At 41.3% G+C, this 17,160-nt stretch carries 15 protein-coding genes; 7 read left to right on the top strand and 8 right to left on the bottom strand.

Annotated elements, in window-relative coordinates:
* Positions 1–3 precede the first annotated feature (3 nt).
* The 5 genes from OCW38_RS16170 to OCW38_RS16150 form a co-directional block, all read right to left on the bottom strand.
* Entirely contained in the window at positions 4–1,257 is a 1,254-nt protein-coding gene (locus OCW38_RS16170) for an efflux RND transporter periplasmic adaptor subunit (RefSeq protein WP_016769113.1), read from the bottom strand.
* Positions 1,254–2,687, bottom strand: coding sequence for a TolC family protein (locus tag OCW38_RS16165; protein WP_016769112.1), 1,434 nt, complete (start codon positions 2,685–2,687; stop codon positions 1,254–1,256). Before OCW38_RS16165 ends, OCW38_RS16170 begins: the two co-directional genes overlap by 4 nt.
* A 115-nt stretch (positions 2,688–2,802) precedes the next feature.
* A complete protein-coding gene (locus OCW38_RS16160) occupies positions 2,803–3,072 on the bottom strand; it encodes a hypothetical protein (RefSeq protein ID WP_016769111.1) in 270 nt (89 codons plus the stop codon).
* Positions 3,073–3,371: 299 nt separating this feature from the next.
* A complete protein-coding gene (locus OCW38_RS16155) occupies positions 3,372–4,580 on the bottom strand; it encodes a NupC/NupG family nucleoside CNT transporter (RefSeq protein ID WP_010428547.1) in 1,209 nt (402 codons plus the stop codon).
* A 443-nt stretch (positions 4,581–5,023) separates the two neighbouring features.
* Positions 5,024–5,644, bottom strand: coding sequence for a YajG family lipoprotein (locus OCW38_RS16150; RefSeq protein ID WP_010428546.1), 621 nt, complete (start codon positions 5,642–5,644; stop codon positions 5,024–5,026).
* A gap of 419 nt (positions 5,645–6,063) precedes the next feature.
* On the opposite strand from OCW38_RS16150, the gene OCW38_RS16145 reads away from it, so the two are divergent.
* The 4 genes from OCW38_RS16145 to OCW38_RS16130 all read left to right on the top strand — a co-directional run bounded on the left by OCW38_RS16145 (position 6,064) and on the right by OCW38_RS16130 (position 8,808).
* Entirely contained in the window at positions 6,064–6,540 is a 477-nt protein-coding gene (locus OCW38_RS16145) for a hypothetical protein (protein ID WP_016769108.1), read from the top strand.
* Positions 6,541–6,825: 285 nt separating this feature from the next.
* Positions 6,826–7,095 carry a PTS sugar transporter subunit IIB gene (locus OCW38_RS16140; protein WP_010428543.1) on the top strand — a complete coding sequence of 90 codons (270 nt, stop codon included), beginning with the start codon at positions 6,826–6,828 and terminating at the stop codon, positions 7,093–7,095.
* Positions 7,096–7,105: 10 nt separating this feature from the next.
* The gene (locus OCW38_RS16135; protein ID WP_010428541.1) at positions 7,106–8,362 is read left to right on the top strand and encodes a PTS ascorbate transporter subunit IIC; all 1,257 of its coding nucleotides are present in this window, start codon (positions 7,106–7,108) and stop codon (positions 8,360–8,362) included.
* Complete coding sequence (locus OCW38_RS16130) at positions 8,359–8,808, top strand: PTS sugar transporter subunit IIA (protein ID WP_010428538.1); 450 nt, start codon at positions 8,359–8,361, stop codon at positions 8,806–8,808. Before OCW38_RS16135 ends, OCW38_RS16130 begins: the two co-directional genes overlap by 4 nt.
* A gap of 147 nt (positions 8,809–8,955) precedes the next feature.
* On the opposite strand, the gene OCW38_RS16125 is transcribed toward OCW38_RS16130, so the two are convergent.
* Positions 8,956–10,221: an HD-GYP domain-containing protein gene (locus OCW38_RS16125; RefSeq protein WP_010428535.1), complete on the bottom strand. Its 1,266-nt coding sequence runs from the start codon at positions 10,219–10,221 to the stop codon at positions 8,956–8,958.
* Between the two features lie 223 nt (positions 10,222–10,444).
* Here OCW38_RS16125 and OCW38_RS16120 point away from each other — a divergent pair, with 223 nt between their 5' ends.
* Positions 10,445–10,981 (top strand): GNAT family N-acetyltransferase, encoded by a 537-nt coding sequence (locus tag OCW38_RS16120; RefSeq protein WP_016769107.1) that lies wholly within the window; start codon positions 10,445–10,447, stop codon positions 10,979–10,981.
* 87 nt (positions 10,982–11,068) lie between these two features.
* Here the strand turns inward: OCW38_RS16120 and OCW38_RS16115 are convergent, their stop codons facing one another.
* Complete coding sequence (locus OCW38_RS16115; protein ID WP_010428532.1) at positions 11,069–12,418, bottom strand: sensor histidine kinase; 1,350 nt, start codon at positions 12,416–12,418, stop codon at positions 11,069–11,071.
* Entirely contained in the window at positions 12,411–13,100 is a 690-nt protein-coding gene (locus OCW38_RS16110; protein ID WP_010428531.1) for a response regulator transcription factor, read from the bottom strand. Before OCW38_RS16110 ends, OCW38_RS16115 begins: the two co-directional genes overlap by 8 nt.
* A gap of 537 nt (positions 13,101–13,637) precedes the next feature.
* Between OCW38_RS16110 and OCW38_RS16105 the strand changes: the two genes are divergently transcribed.
* Both OCW38_RS16105 and OCW38_RS16100 read left to right on the top strand, forming a co-directional pair.
* On the top strand, positions 13,638–14,195 hold the full coding sequence (locus OCW38_RS16105) for a hypothetical protein (protein ID WP_010428529.1): 558 nt from the start codon (positions 13,638–13,640) through the stop codon (positions 14,193–14,195).
* A 115-nt stretch (positions 14,196–14,310) separates the two neighbouring features.
* On the top strand, positions 14,311–16,317 hold the full coding sequence (locus OCW38_RS16100) for a putative bifunctional diguanylate cyclase/phosphodiesterase (protein WP_010428526.1): 2,007 nt from the start codon (positions 14,311–14,313) through the stop codon (positions 16,315–16,317).
* Positions 16,318–17,160: the final 843 nt, after the last annotated feature.

The following is a 17,160-nucleotide window of genomic DNA, read 5'->3' as shown; positions in this document are numbered from 1 at the left end:
GATTTAACCCTCCGCCTTAGCCAGAACGATCATACCTACTTTGAAGCTACTTAATGGACGTTTTACCACTTGTACACTGTCACTATTTGATACGTTTGGGTTATTCAACTTAGTTGGATCGACATAAATCAAACCACCTTTTTCAAACTCCACATTCGCGTTTGATTTCGAAAGCTGGCCATTTGCATCGACAAACCACAAGTCGCCCTGCTGAGAAATTGCGGAAGCGGGAAGCTGCCACAATTGAGTGAGTCGTTTACCAGAGATCGTTGCTTTTACAAATGTGCCCGGGTAAAGATCTTTCTGTTGTTCCAAAGGATTATCGACTTTCACGATCAAAGAACGTTGACGTGTGTCTTGCTGTAAATGCTGCTCAACTCGCTCGACATAACCTTGCCATTGGAACTGGCCATCAGAACTTGACAGAGTCACTGGCCATGGTTGCTGTTTCAGTTGCGAATTATCGCTGTTTGGTAAGCTCAACCATTGGCTTTCAGAAAGCGGCACTGATACCTCAACCTCATCAATGCTATAGAGCGTAGCGATCTGAGTACCCGTTTGTGCATAGCTTCCGGGTTGAACATCACGGCTCACGACCAACGAATCAAAAGGGACAACCAAAGTTGTTTTTTCGAGGTCTTGTTCAGCCTTAGCTAGCTCGAGTTTGGCGTTCTCTAGAGCTGCGGTGACTTGTGCTAATTGCGGTTCACGCAATACCAAAGGTGAATCAGGCTCGCCAGATAAACCAGAACGTTTCCATTCAGATTTGGCTTGTTCACCTTCCCTTTGTTCTTCTAATAAATCCAGTTGAGCTTGAGCAACATTCGCTTTTGCTTCTGTCACAGCTTGCTGATAGCTAGTCGAATCAATATTGGCGATCACCTCACCTTTGCCGATTACTTGTCCAGTTTCAAACTGTGAACTGATCGCCTCGACTCGACCACTCACCTCTGTTGAGAACATCAGTTCATAACGTGACTTCGCTTCTCCATAGCCCACAACTTCCGCTAAATAATCGCCTAAAGTTGCAGCAACAACCGACACCTGTTGCTGTTGTGAAACAGGTAAAGTCTTTACTGCAATAGACTTACTTCCAATAGACTTAGTGGTAACAGACTCAGTTTGAGGATCTGAAACTGTCAGTTCATTCGTATTCTGAGGCGAAGGTTGCACTTGAGAACCATTGTAAGCAAGGGCTGCAAAGATGCTTGAACCAGCAACTAGAGTAATTGCAATAGTGATGGTATTTAGTTTCATGAGGATACTCCCAAGCCCAGAGCTAGGCCTAAATAAATTCGGTTTACGAGACGGTTATAAATGGTTTGTGCTAGCTGTGCTTCAAGGTCGTAGGTTTGTTGCTGAACAGAAAGTAGATCAAAAATATCGACCAAACCTTGACGGTATTTCTCTTCATAACTGGCAAAGCTACGTTGTGCGCTTACTAATGCGTTTGCTAGGTGCTGCTGTTGAAGTGTCAGTGAAGATTCTTGCCCCATTGCGTTTTCCACTTCATTCACCGCATTTAACAGTGTTTCTTGGTAAGCCCAGTAGCTTGTTTCTGTAGTCAGGTCTGCAATCTCAGCTTGGGCTTTGAGCTTTCCACCTTGAAACAATGGTGCGGATACTTGGCCAAGCGCACTCCACAAAGGCCCGGTAAGCAACGCTTCACTCGGTGACTCCGCCATATCGGTTAGGCTTGCAGATAAGCTAATAGACGGCAGCATTGCTTTATATGCAGCATCAGCACGCAGAGTTTCCGCTTCGATATTAAAGAAAGCCGCTTGCAGATCGGGACGACCTGCCAGATCTTGCGTCGGAATGTTATCTAATGGATTAATTATGGTTGGAAATGAACCGAGATCAGTGAGAGACGCTTCATCAGACCCCCCACTCCACAGCCCCGTTAACAAAACCAACCCACGTCGACTTTGTGCAAGTTGCTCTTGGTAATCGGCCAAGGTTGCCTGAGTCGATGCGCTGCTCGTTTTCGCGTTATCTAAATCTTCAAGGCTACCCAGCCCTGCGCGGTAACGTTCTAAAACTAGCTCTTCGTTGTTTTCTAGAATCACCAAGCGCTGCGTTTCAATATCGACCAGCTGTTGCTTCAAACTGATATCAAGCCAACCTCTCATCACACTCGCGACCAAAAGATCTTGAGCGCCCTGAAGGTTAGCCTGAGACGTCGCAATGTCTTTTAAAGCTGCATTGTTTGTGTCTGCTAATTTCTGCCATAGGTCCAACTCCCAACCAACGGTGACATCCGTGGTATAAGTTTCAGTGGTGCTTGAACCGTTAGTGCCCTCGTCAGCTTGACCAGAAAAGCTCGCATCGACGGTTGGTAAGCGATCACCTGAAGTTACACCTTGCTGCGCATAGGCTATTTTGAGTGCTGTGATGTTTTGTTGGAGGCTTGGGCTGTTCTTCAGAGCGCGTTCGATATAGAGATCGAGCTCCGGTGCGTTCACTAAATCGGTGAGTTGTAGGTTCTTAGCGTCTAGATCTTGTTGAGTAGACGCTTGATCACTAGAAGCCAGTTGAATCAGCTCTGCGAGTAAGCTTTGTTGTGTCTGATTAGTGCTTTGCTCAGCTAGCGAAACATAGTCAGTCTGACTGGTTGTCGTGCAACCGATCAAACCAATTAGAGCAAGTGAAATAAGGGAATGTTTTAAAGGAAGATTCAATTTCATCTTCTTGTCTCCTGTAAGAATGGAGACAAGATAATGAGTTGGGGGTTAAGAGAGGGTTAAGGCGAGTGTTAACCCCAAAAGAACGTGCAAAGAGTCGTCTGTTTGAACTTATGGTTTAAGCTTCCGGCTTGCTTGAAAAGAGCCCACCGATTTTATAACCGATCGCATAGCAAACCACCGCGACAGTCACAAACACCAAAGCTGAGAAGACATAAGCCACCGATGCTGCGACGCCAGCGCCCCATACTACGCTAAACACCAAACCGAGATACGCTTCTTGCGGCCACTGGTAGATGGGAAACTGAGTGCCACCGGCAATAAGATAAACCATCGCAAACAAGCCGATAAAAGCAGTGATAATACCAATGAGAACGCGCATGTTCATGGGGAGACCTTTGATTTATTGGACTTGGTTGCCATTATCCTTCGTCGAAAACGGATGTGCTTAATCGAAACCGAATGCTATTAATCGAAACAGAATGACATTAATCGCAACCTAATGATATTCAAGTATATAGGATAAGAGAGACTTGCTCTATTACTCTTCCGAGTGAACCTTGTACACTGCAGAGCTATGAAAGTGTTAGCTTGAATCTGAATCAACTTAACGAGCAGGCACAAAAAAGCGGACACCCTTCTCACGTTGAATCCGCAAGAAAGATATTCGCTTCAACTGAATCTCGCTTAAAGCAGGATGAAGATACCCGCTAAACACGCACTCATTAGGTTTGCAAGCGTACCAGCAGCTACTGCTTTCAAGCCTAAGTTTGCCACTTCAGCACGACGCTCTGGTGCCATTACACCGATTGAACCCAGCTGAATTGCGATAGAGCCAATGTTAGCAAAGCCACATAGAGCAAACGTCACGATGACTTGGCTGTGTTCAGATAACAGCGCTTTGTTCTCAACGAAATCGATGAAAGCAACAAACTCGTTCATTACAATCTTCTGACCGATGTATGAACCCGCCATCAAAACTTCATCACTCGGGATACCAATGAGCCATGCTAAAGGCGAGAACAGGTAACCGAAGATAGCTTGCAGCGTAATACCCGCAAAACCAAACGTTTCACCCAAGCTTTCTAATCCTGTGTTTACCATCGCAATCACACTCACGAAGGCTATCAACATAGTACCGACAGCGACTGCCACTTTCATACCGTTCATTGCACCACTTGCCAGTGCATCGATCACATTGCTTTGGTCTGCTTTATCTAGCTCAATGTGCTCGTAATCACTTGGCGTACTGCGCTCAGGAACAATGATCTTCGCCATTAAAAGGCTACCAGGAGCCGCCATGAAGCTTGCTGCGATAAGGTATTTAAGCTCAACACCTAATCCGGCATAACCACCTAGCACGCTACCCGCAACCGATGCCATACCACCAGCCATGACGGCAAACAGTTCAGAACGAGTCATAGATTTTAAAAACGGTCGAATAAGAAGAGGAGACTCCCCCTGAGAAAGGAAGATGTTGCCCGTAGCGACCAAAGATTCTGCTTTACTGGTACCAAGCAGTTTCTGCACGGCACCACCAAGAATTTGAATCACTTTTTGCATTACGCCTAAGTAGTAAAGCGCGGAGATCAAAGCACTGAAGAAGATGATAATTGGAAGTACGCGAACTGCGAAAATAAAACCATCAGTGGCTAGATCACCGAAAAGAAAAGCGATACCAGCGTCCGCAAAACCAAGCAGGCTAGAAACACCGTTGCTCATGCTCGTTAGTGCCAATTGTCCCCATGGAAAATACAACACTAGGGCTGCGAAACCGATTTGAAGTAATAGTGCACGAGAGACCGTTTTCCAGTTAATCGCAGAACGACTTTCAGATAACAAGCACGCACAAGCAATCAGTGCAATCACACCGACAAGACCAAATAGAATATTCATAATGTGTCCTAGTAGCCCTTAAAGAGTGAACATGAGCCAAATAAATGACATCAAAGGAATAGGACAAAGAACCGCAAGCAAAACGCTACGCGATGAAGGAGCTAACAAAGTTAGCGAATGTAACAACGAGTTGTTCATGTAAAGATCACCTTATACAAGCAGTGGAACGTAGCTGGTCCGGTCCGTGGGGTCATTCACATATCCATGTGACGGCTTGTATTGGCTAAGCACCGGCTTAAAACCGGAAGAGAAGTATAGACAGTTAAATGAGACTTTCATCACATATTTTGACGCAAACGATCGCGCGGTTAAGGATTGCGCAAAACGGAGTGTTTATCGGTGAGATCGACCGGAGCAGTCAGATATAAGTTAACTAGATCTATTGTTAAAATAAAAAGCCACAGGACGTGGCTTTTCTAGAATATAAAAGAAAATACCAGTAACTAGTTTAGCAAAGCACTTTTTACTTCAACATCTTGAAAGATTTCTTCAAAACGCTGTTTATAGATAAGCTGCATCTCATTGATAATCGCGCCGCCATCCGGAACATCATTCTCACCTTGGAAGTTTTTACTCAGTAACTTCTTACCGGCTTCATCATAAATAATCACATTAACGTTGTACCAAGAGTTATCTGTGAACGCGTGGAAATCATACTTCCATTCATTCAAGACGAACATCATAGATTTATTGTCGAACGCTTTCATCTGCTCAACGACTTTTGTGATGTCTTCGTTTGGTGTCGTCTCGACTGAGTCCACCGTCACTTGCTGCTTCTTTAAGCCTGCAACGAGCCTATCAGTCAAAAACTGAGACATTGGTTGCTGAGTCGCCGTATTATATGAATAAGGTATCCCAAATGAACTGCGAATAATGCCCTCAAACTTTGGTTCTTTATCTTGGTCTAGAACGTATGGACGTTTATCAATGACAGCAATAGTCAGCGCTTTTTCTTGTGGGACCACACTCAATTGCGGAGCACTTTGTTCCGCAGTTAATACAGTTGCACAGCCAGAAAGCCCAAGCGATACTGCAACGAGCAGTAAACTGACGAGTTTTTTCATTATATTTACCTATCTTATTGTTTTGAATAGGATGTTCTAACAAAAACAGACGCAATCAGTAAACATTCATTAAATCAATAATTTACAAAACTACTATCAATGCAGATTTCATCACATATTTACCTGTATTTATTGACCAATTACCTAATAAAAAGCTACCTAACAGTCACTTGTAAACAAGCTTTATGAAATGAGCGCGAGATGTTTATGCCTTGTAGTGAGCAGAGTAATTGTGCAGTTAATTCTGTGTAATTATTACCCCTTTTCTGTGTTGTGCCTCATTTACCGCCACTTCAAGATTCATCTTAAGTTTAGATGCGTATATACTTTGTATTAACTCACCCATTCATTATCTATAAAAATTAGAGCTGATTAGATATAACAGCCATCAAAACGAAGAGAGGACACACGTGAAGAAAATGGAAGCTCCGCACGACATGAACAATGGAGCTAGATTCAAAACAAATAGACACGGCTATGTGACAGTAGTTGAATATTACAATACACATACTGTTATTGTTGCGTTTGAAAATACTGGAAATATTCGCGCTATTAGTGCGGCGAAATTACGTACAGGTCAACTTACCGATCGTTCAGTAGCTCCTGAGTCAATTATGATTGGTGAACAAGTTGAATCTGTAAAACACGGTATTCTTACTATCACCCAAGTCGAATCTGAAAATATTGTTGTGCTGACTAATGCGAATAATGAAGAAATTCGCATGCTCTTACCCGCAGTACAAAAAATGAAAGACAAGCTTGAAGATATAGATAATGAAAAAATTGAAAATCCAAAACCAACCTCACTTAGCCAATTAACAAAAAGAAGCAAAAAGACCAAAGACGTTAATAGCATGCTCAAGAAAATGCTTACCGATTACGGTCGATACGATTAATTGTCTATTTTCCTCAATAAAGCCGCTCGATGTTCACACCCGCACGCCTCAAATAAATAAGCCAATCTCTTTGAATAAAATACATTGCATATTCGAATAAAAAAGTTAAATTTGATCAAAGTCTCACTCTGTATCTTTGCTGAAAATTAACGAGACCCCCATCACAATCTCATTTTGACTTTGTGATGGAGATCTTATTGAATTCGTAATATTTCCATTACTATGCTCTCACACAATAAGAGAACGAAGCTTCTCAACCTTTAAAATCCAATTGAGACAAATATTATGAAAAAGATCCTTGTAGTTTGCGGTAATGGCCTTGGTACTTCACTTATGATGGAAATGGCAGTAAAAGAAGTCGCTAAAAAAATGGGTTTTGAAGCAGAAGTCGATCATGAAGATCTATCATCTGCGGCTTCAAGTAATGCTGATATTTGGGTAGCAGCAACAGATGTTGCAAACCAGTTAAAAGAAGGCGGAAAAGAGAATATCATCAGCCTTAAAAATATTTTTGACAAAGCATCCATCGAAGAACAATTAAAAACTTTCATGTAAGGTCAAATTTATGCAAAACTTTTTCGAGTTCATGCTTGGCTTATTAAAAGAGCCAGCAATCATGGTAGGTTTAATTGCTTTCATTGGCCTTGTTGCACAAAAAGCAGATATTTCCACCATTTTAAAAGGCACAATTAAAACCGTGATGGGTTTCCTAATTTTAGGTTTTGGTGCTGGCGCTCTTGTTGGCGCACTAAATAATTTTTCGGTTGTATTTACTGAAGCTTTTGGCGTAAGTGGTGTTATTCCAAATAACGAAGCAATTGTTGCATTAGCACAAGAAGCATTCGGTTATGAAATGGCTCTAATTATGTTCTTCGCATTCGTTGTGAATATTTTATTGGCTCGTATTACTCCTTTAAAATATATTTTCTTAACGGGTCACCACACAATGTTCATGTCTATGCTAGTAGCCGTAATTTTGTCTACAGCAAACATTGAAGGCACTGCTCTAGTCGCAATCGGCTCGCTCATTGTGGGCACACTGATGGTTGTGATGCCAGCACTAGGCCAAAAGTACACAGAGAAAGTGATGGGTACTGATCAACTGGCTATCGGTCACTTCTCTACCCTTTCTTACATCGTGTCTGGTTTCATTGGTAGCAAGTTTGGTGACACATCGAAAACAACGGAAGATATTCAAGTTCCTAAAAGCCTGATGTTCCTACGTGATACGCCTGTTGCTGTTGCAACAACCATGGCTATATTCTTCATGCTTGCGTCTATTATTGCTGGCGGTGAGTTTGTAGAAACGGTATCAAGTGGTCAGAACTGGGTTGTCTTCACCTTCATGCAATCTCTCATCTTTGCGGGTGGTGTTTACATCGTACTGCAAGGTGTGAAGATGCTAATTGCTGAAATCGTTCCTGCATTTAAAGGTATTTCGGACAAACTAGTACCGGGTGCAAAACCTGCTCTTGATTGCCCTATGGTATTCCCTGTAGCGCCAAACGCGGTACTTATCGGTTTCCTTTGTTCTTTCGCAGCTGGCCTACTAGCAATGGCTGTTCAAGGCGCGCTTGGCTGGACCATCATTGTAGCAGGCGTGGTTCCTCACTTCTTCGTTGGTGGCGCAGCTGGTGTTTACGGTAACGCTACTGGCGGTCTACGTGGTGCAATTCTAGGTTCATTCACGCAAGGTCTATGTATCTCTTTCCTACCGATGCTGCTACTTCCAGTACTGGGTGGCCTTGGTCTTGAAGCAACAACATTTGCTGACTTCGACTTCGGCGTTGTTGGTCTGATTCTAGGATGGATTGTTTCATGAGCCTGTTTGATTTAATTGGTAACCAAGGCGTTATCATCAACTCTGACGAGAACCTAACCGTTGACGCTGCGCTTGATGTGACCTGTTCAAGACTGCTAGCACACAACAAAATCGAGGCAGGCTATGTTGATGCTATTAAACAAAAGCATAAAGACATTGGCGCGTACTATGTGCTAGCACCAAAGATTGCGATGCCTCATGCTCGCCCTGAAGATGGTGTGAACGAGGCATCACTGCAAGTGACCGTGTTCAAGAAAGGGGTTGATTTAGAGTCGGAAGACAACGGTGACGTTTACCTTTCAATTACTCTGGCTGCAATGGATTCAGATAGCCATATCCACACCATTATGGCGCTATCAGAGTTGTTCCAGAATGATGATGACATTGATGCCATCATTGCAGCGGAAACAGAGCAAGAGATCATCGAGATCTTAAAACGATACTAATTTGCTCTATAGATCTTAATCTTTATCTCCTAACAGCCCCCATTAAAAAGCGATAGCCTCGGCCATCGCTTTTCTGTTTTTATTGTCTAGTCATTTATCTTCGAACATGACTTACAAATGCTTTACTGCTTTCAGCATCCACTAACATCAAAACGCATACATTCTTTTATCAGTCGATAATTCAAAGCAATATTGTGCGTGTTTTTCAAGGCACTCAAACACTTCTCGATCCAACTTATAGCTATCAACATAAGCTCTTAAGATAGCGAGAGCCTCTTGTAGTGTCATTCCCTTACGATAAGGTCGAGATTGCGTTAATGCTTGGAAAACATCCACCACAGCAACAATTCGACTCGGTTGGTCCAACTCTTCAGCGGTTTTTCCCATAGGGTAGCCTGATCCATCTAACCTTTCATGATGATTCGATGCCCACTGACAAACCTGAGGTGAGCTAAACAGTTCCTGCAACGCGAATCGAGTGTCCGTGGCGTGCCTCTTAATACAGCAATACTCTTCATCAGTCAGTAAGTCAGGCTTATGGAGAATATCACCTGGCGTTTGCAATTTACCAATGTCGTGAACTAACCCTGCTAAATAGAGTTTGCGTTGAGTGGTGTAGGAGTAACCAAGCTGTTTGGCTAAATATTCTGAAAGTTGCCCAACCTTCAAGGAGTGCTTAAAAGTAAACGAACTTTTGGTATCCACAACATTAGCAATAAATTCAGCAAAGGCAACCGTCTCATCCAATGACATTTGTTGAGAAAAGAAGGGGACTGGCTCAAAATTATCCCTCATATTTTCGATGTAAGGGATCTCCATCGAAAACCAGAAATCATCTAAATCAACTAACTCACACATGTGTTGAACGAGGTTAGTTTCAAACATCTCATCGGCTTGTTCAGTCAAACGTTCAATAATGCTCGCCTTGCCATCTGGTGTCAGGTTTCCGTAACGATCTGAAGAAGTGACACCGTAAAGATAATCTACTCTATCGGCTAGCATCACAATTGCAGCCAACTCTTTTTCCAGCTCGCTGATTGGCATTGTCTTTAACTCAATCCAAGGAGTATGGTGATAAAGTACAGGTTTAGAGAAGATTGAAAGGACGGGGCACTCTTTTAGAATCTGATAGCCCTTTTGACAATGGTGGTAGCTTGAGTCTGGAATAAACACTGAGGTCAAACTGAGTTGTTCGTCAATTTGTGACACACCGCAATCGTGAATTAAGCCTAGAGAAAACGCGAGTTGCGCCTGCTCTTCTTCCCACCCTACACTCAAAGCACACCGATAGGCGATATAGCCCACTCTTTGTCCATGGTTTTTGCTTTCAAAACCGACGTTATCAAGCGCCTTCGCTATACCAAATAGAGCCTTCCTTAGGTCTACGGTTACATTTTGGCAATGTAGATTCATTAATTAAGCCTAGAATTTTTATAGTTTTTATATATTTAGGTTGCTAATACTAATGCATAGTTAATGATTATATACACAATTATTGTGAGGATTAATGAGTTTCGTGATTGACCTAACGTATCACGAAAAATTCGTGCCACAATTGGTTGCATATTGAAAATCATCCGACATTATATTCTGCTGGCAAATATTCACTGAGCAAAACAGCCAAAAAGGGAAAGACATGTTTAAGACTATAATAGATAACGAACTATCCATCGCATTGGTTGAAGAGAATTTCGCCTCTCATTACGCGGAAATCTCACAGAGCCAAAACGAGTACCTAAGCCAATGGCTTGCGTGGCCACCACACTGTAAAACAGCGCAAGACTTTAGAATCTTCATTCAACGTTCGTTACACGATTATGCTGAAGGTAAAAGCATGACATGTGCGATTATTTATAAAGGCAACGTCGTCGGAAACTGCAGCTTCAATACAATTGACCACAGTACAAAGAAGGTAACGGTTGGCTATTGGTTATCAGAGACTAAACAAGGCAAAGGTATTGTCACTCGTGTAGTTCAAAAACTGATTGAGATTGCTTTCGAAGAGTTAGATATGGAAAAGATTGAAATATCAGCCGCGACTGAGAACATGAGCAGCCGTAAAGTTTGTGAGCGCTTACAATTCACGTTAGAAGGTATCATCACTCGTAATGAGAACTTGAATGGCCGAATCATAGACCATGCTATTTATGGCCTACATCGTTCAAAGCGATAAACACATGTCGATTAAAAATAACAAAGCCACAATATTGAACCGTGACTTTGTTATTTTATGAACCAAAGTAGCTCTTAAATCAACCCGTTATATGCACTTAGGAATCACAATACTAAATTTAGCGCCACCATATCTACTATCGTTGACTTTGATATCCCAAGTGAGTTTTTTAGCCGCCGACATGGCAATAGCAAGCCCTAACCCCAAGCCACCTGTTGTAGAAGCTCTGCTTGAATCTAGGCGCGCAAACGGAAGAAACACATCATCACGCCTGTCCTCTGGGATTCCTGAACCATTATCTTCAATAACCACCAACCAATTTTCTGAATTCTCATCCAGTGTCATCCACACTTTATCGTGTGTGTAATTACCAGCGTTTTTTAGAATATTATCGAAAACCAAACGTGCCATCGAGCAGTCACACTTAATCTTGCAATCTTGACCTACTTTGGAATCAAAGGTCACGTCATCTAACTGCGAATAACGAGTCCGATCGAGACAGTACTCATGAAGATCAGAGGTCACTTTAACCAGTTCAAAGAATGAGTTGTCCATGACATTCAATTTTGACAGCATGATGATTTCTGAAGTGAGATCGTTGATATCTTCAATGTAAGTATCAATATCATCGAAAAGCGCTTGATGATGATCAGGCGCGCCTCTTCTCAAAATATCAGTTGCCAATTGAATACGACTCAGCGGAGTTCGCACTTCATGTGGGATAGCTTGAGCAAAGATGTGGCTTTGTTTCACCTTGCTCTCGATCTCTTCCGCCATAAAGTTAAAGCTGCAGGCTAAATCAGACACAGGATGAATGTCGTCGAGGTCAGAGCGAGTACTGAGCTTCCCCTTGCCAAACTGTTTCTGCTTCTCAACCAACAATTCTATTCTTTCTTGAAAACGCCTCACAGGTAAGTAGACACTCGCCCCAATTGAGACAATCACGGCCAACAAAAGCCCAAGCAAAAAATTCCTTTCTGAATCTTCATACCATTCAATTTCAGGAGAGAAGAAATCCCCTACCTCACTAAATGCGAAACTAAATTTAGAATTTGGAAGTTGGAATACCGCCGAATACAGATTGTTATCACTAAGGTATATTGGCACACCGTTTAAAGTAGTAAATAACTCGCATCGTTGGCAAGGAGCCTCTCCCGACCAATTATCTAACAGACGTAAATTGAAAATATAAAATTGTTGGTAGCCTGTTCTGTCGAGTTCTTTATACAGAGAGTTTTCTTGATTATGTTGACGGGTATACTGCTCAACGAAGTAAATACCATCATTCAGGAAGGTTTCGATCTCAGTTCTTCGCATGTGGCCTTCGCCTAGGTTCACAAACAAAAAGATCGTTGCCGACATGCCCACAACAATCCCAAGATACAAGCGGGCAAACATTGAAACAGAGCGAAGTTTCGCCGCTATGAATTTACGCAACTAACATGTATCCCTTATTACGAACCGTACGGATCAACTGCTTATCTTTTGCATGAATACGTAACTTTCGTCGTAAACCAGAGACTCGCATATCAATCGAACGGTCATTGAAGGCGTAATCAATCCCTCTAAACAACTGACAACATTGATCTCGAGTAACGACTTGACTGATGTTATTAACCAGAAGGTTTAAGATTTCAAACTCAGCAGAAGTAAGTTTGAGGTTTTGTCCATACAGAGTAGCACTTTGGGCGGTCGTGTTGATCACGATATCACACTGCTTTTCAGGGGCAGATTCTATAGAAGCAGTAACAGGAGAAGCTCTGCGTAATAACGCTTCAATTCGCGCCAATAACGCATGACCACGAATCGGTTTCGCAACATAATCATCTGCACCAAATTTGAATAAGCTTACTTCGCTCATTTCATCAGCAGAAGCCGTCAAGACCAAGATCATCCCATTGTAAAACTCACGAGCTTGGCGACAAATCTGTGCACCATTCATACCTGGAAGCATTAAATCTAATAAGACCAAATCTGGTTCGATATTTCGGATTGCATCAAGAGCAAAATTACCCTCATGAACAACGCTAACATTGTAGCCTTCAGCTTCAAGATAAAGTGTAGTTAAACGAGCTATCTCTTGGTCATCTTCGACAATGAGCACTTTGGTTTTCAACATTCATATCACCCGTATTAATTAAAAGCAAAGGCAGTATATATACAGATCATATATCATCAATATTGTTATTAGAGTATCGATTTTACCGTACGCAAAACATAATAATCATTTTTGTAAATATACATTTACAAAGCATAGCAATGAGCTATCAGTTCACTCTAATTTACGTAAATTCCGTAGTTTAGAGCGGATACCTCCTCGAGTTTTTAAGTAACTTTACAGCCCTTACATTTGCTTTATTTTCTTACTCACACTTACATTTCAGATCTTTACAACAACCGTTCAAATCAACCATCCATACACCACCTATATACTAGTTAATATCACCATAAAATATGAAATTAAAAGATTATAAATCTTATCAAGAATACCAAAAACGCAATAAAAACGGTTGCGTCATTTCCATTGCAGTATTTTAGATTGTTAGAAAGAAGGCGCCGTCTGTTAAGACATATATTCTTCAAGTAACATCCAATCAAATAACAAATAGAGACAATATTTTGCAATAATGACTTTCCTCACAGGGCCACTTTTCAAATGATTAAATCACTGTCATTACTACTGACTACTGCTACTTTCGTATCAACACCACTCGCTGCTGATACCCATTCGCAAGAAATGGTCAGTAAGATTCAAGATCAAGTTAAGTCTTGGATAGACATTCAAGTCATCTCACAAAGCAGCATTATTCAAAAGATGGTCTTCACCTGTGACTTTTATAATGCAACGCCTTACATCAAATCACCGGACGGCAGTGAAAGTAATTCGGGATCCTACCGCTTTTACTCGTATAACGGTGTGTTGGGGTCAATGACAGAACCCTTTACCACTCAGCCTCTACCGGAGTTAACAATGTGCCTAAAAGAAGACTTTACGGCTACCAATAGAGATGAAGCTCAACTGTTGTTCGAAGCCATTGAAACGGTATACCCAAACCATTCTATGTTCGACGATAATTTCACTAAAGAAACCTTAGAGGTCTCTAACGGGTGGCACTTCATCGATGGTGAAATTTTTGATGATAAGAAAGGCTATGCCATCGAAACCAATCCAAACGGTAAAGTCACCAAGATCATCCGATCTCTAAACCTTTAACACGTGTTCTCATTGAAAATATTGCTTTTCCTTTCATAGATTCTTTCATTAACACACGGTTTCGCATTGGCTATTAAACGCCAGAATCCAATTGAATACGCGACCAACTGAATGAATGAGTTCGGTAGGCATCGTGCGACCAAAAAATCAGTATGTAGAGCTCAACATGATGACCAGTTATCAACCTTTCGAACATCTCAAATGTCCAATCTGGATCTATGACATTGATAATAAAAGAATAACTTGGGCAAATACCAGTGCCCTCCCTTTGTGGGAATCGGAGTCTTTATTTGAGCTAACATCTCGCGATTTTAGTGTAGAGATGTCAAAAGCGATAGAGGCAACACTGGAAGAATACCAAAGGCAATTTCTGCGCAATGAAAGCATCAAGACATGGTGGAATTTCACACCTAGATACATTTCTAAACGGGCATTATGTTTGTTTTCTGGGATTCCACTGCCCGATGACCGTACCGGTATGTTAGTTCAAGTCATAGCTGAAGAAGGCAGCCTCAAACATGATCTAGCATGCTCTGACGGTGCGAACCTATCCCTCCTATTTGATAAGTCAGGAAAAGTAGTGAGCGCTAACTCAGCATTTTACCAAAACTATGGTAGCCCATTTACTACCCTCTCTGATTTCGTTTCAAGCGAAGAGATCGCTGCACAATGGTTGTTTTACGCTCGTAAGGGGGGAGAGATTTTAGAAGAAGTCAGTTGTAAAATTGATGAAAAGACTCATCACTTTGATGTTCAAGGCAAATGGCTATTCGATAAAAGTGAATTACTGCTAAACCTGACATGCACAACAAAGCAAAAAGAGCGCCTGATAAAGGCTAAGTACAACGCTGAACACGATTGTCTAACCGAACTGTATAATCGGCGGGGCATTACTAATTTATTGGAAACCAGCATCGCCTACCGTGCGCCATTTGAACTAATGTTCGTCGATCTTGATGGCTTCAAATTAGTCAATGATACGTATGGACACAGTGCCGGTGACCAATTGCTCAAACAAGTTGGTGAGCGTCTTAAACAACTGGTAGATGAAACCTGCATGATCGGCCGATTTGGAGGCGATGAATTCATTGTAATCGCTCATAACTGCCGTAATCATAATATCCCACTACTCTGTTCTCGCATTATTGATGCATTAAACCGGAGCTTTCATATCAGTGGTATTGGAACGCTGTCAGTAGGATGCAGTATTGGTACCGCACATTTTCCAGATAACGCCGTTGATCAAGAATCACTGTTGAAGCAAGCGGGAATGGCGATGCACATAGCCAAAGCGAATGGTCGAAATCGCTTTCAGACATTCACTCCCGACTTAGCACAAACTCTTCACCGCAAAGCTGAAATCCGTCATCGCTTGGCCCAAGCCTTAGAAAATGATGAGCTCAACTTGCACTACCAAGCCATCATGAACACTAACAGTAATAAAGTGAAAGGGTTTGAAGCTCTACTCCGATGGTCTGACAAAGACTTAGGTGACATTGGCCCTGATGAATTCATTACCTTAGCGGAAGAAACTGGGCAAATTGTACCGCTTGGGAGGTGGGTTCTTAATTCTGCGCTAAAACAGCTTTCGATGTGGCATAGAGAGTTTGATAATCAGTTAATGATGAGCATCAATATCTCTAGTATCCAGATGCACGCAAGTTTCGCCCAACAACTATCTGCGATGCTCAACTTCTACAACATACAACCTCAGAATATCGCACTTGAGATCACTGAATCGTCAATGATTTTTAAACATGGTGAAGTTAGACAAGCATTAAGCGACATTTCTAAGCTAGGAGTAGAACTTCATCTAGACGACTTTGGCACCGGATACTCATCGCTCTCAATGCTCCATGACTTACCCATTAGTACCGTTAAACTAGACAAAAGCTTTGTCCACGGGTCACACAAAGGAAGTAAGGCTATTGTTCAAGCGACCTATGCTATATGTGAAAAGTTAGGGCTCAAAGTGATTGCAGAAGGAGTCGAGACAGAAACACAGAAGGCTTTCTTAGTAGAGTGTGGTTATCAGTACTTGCAAGGATTCTTGTTTAGCAAGCCTATACCATCTAGTGAAGTAGAAAATCGCTTTCTTAGTGACCACTTGTTACACACATAAGTCACGCTTACAAAGGCTTGCATAAGTAAATACAAGATTACAATGTTTCATAAGCAACTGTTTAATATAGTTAAAAAAACGATAAGAAAACAGCTCAAACATTATACCTACTAACTGTAATGATATAAGTTTTTAGATTACCCTTTGCCTATAATTGTATATTAAGAAGAAATTAAAGAAAATGAGAAAACAACGTGGCTTCACTTTATTGTAAATTATCACCTGTTTATTAATTCTAGGGTTGATTTCCGCCGCTTCGATGGTGAAGTTATTAAATATCCAAGGCAATGCACGTGCTAGCAAAATACAGCCAATACGTATTCTACGTTAAATTTAAAATTATCTACCCTTAAGATCAGCACAATACTCTCCAACCAATAAAACCCCTTCAAATCCATTTTTATAAATTACCCACACAAAATATATTTATATTTATATTTATATTTAAATCAATACCGTAAAACTAGTATGTTTAAAGTATTAGCTTAAATTTTATACATCCTAATTAGTAATGTAAATATTAATAAATTAATTTTATCCTGAAAATTTCTGATAAATCTCACATAACAATAAACCTTGATAATAGAAACAACATCTAAATTAGCAAACCCTAAATATCGACATGAAAGCGGCAAAATGTAACGCGAGAAATGGATAAATGCTAAAACAAATGGATAAATCCTCTTTATCCCTTGTAAATCATCGGCTTTTATTTATAAATTCAGGTTTTGGATGAACATCTCCATAACCTTTCATTAAAATCAGAATTCTGCGATTAATATCAACATCTTGAGAGAGAATGGTGACATTTTAGTTATGTTATTTAGAAAGGACTCTTGGGTT

Source organism: Vibrio cyclitrophicus (assembly GCF_024347435.1).
Classification (GTDB): Bacteria; Pseudomonadota; Gammaproteobacteria; order Enterobacterales; family Vibrionaceae; genus Vibrio; species Vibrio cyclitrophicus.
This window is presented reverse-complemented; position numbering and strand designations above follow the sequence as displayed.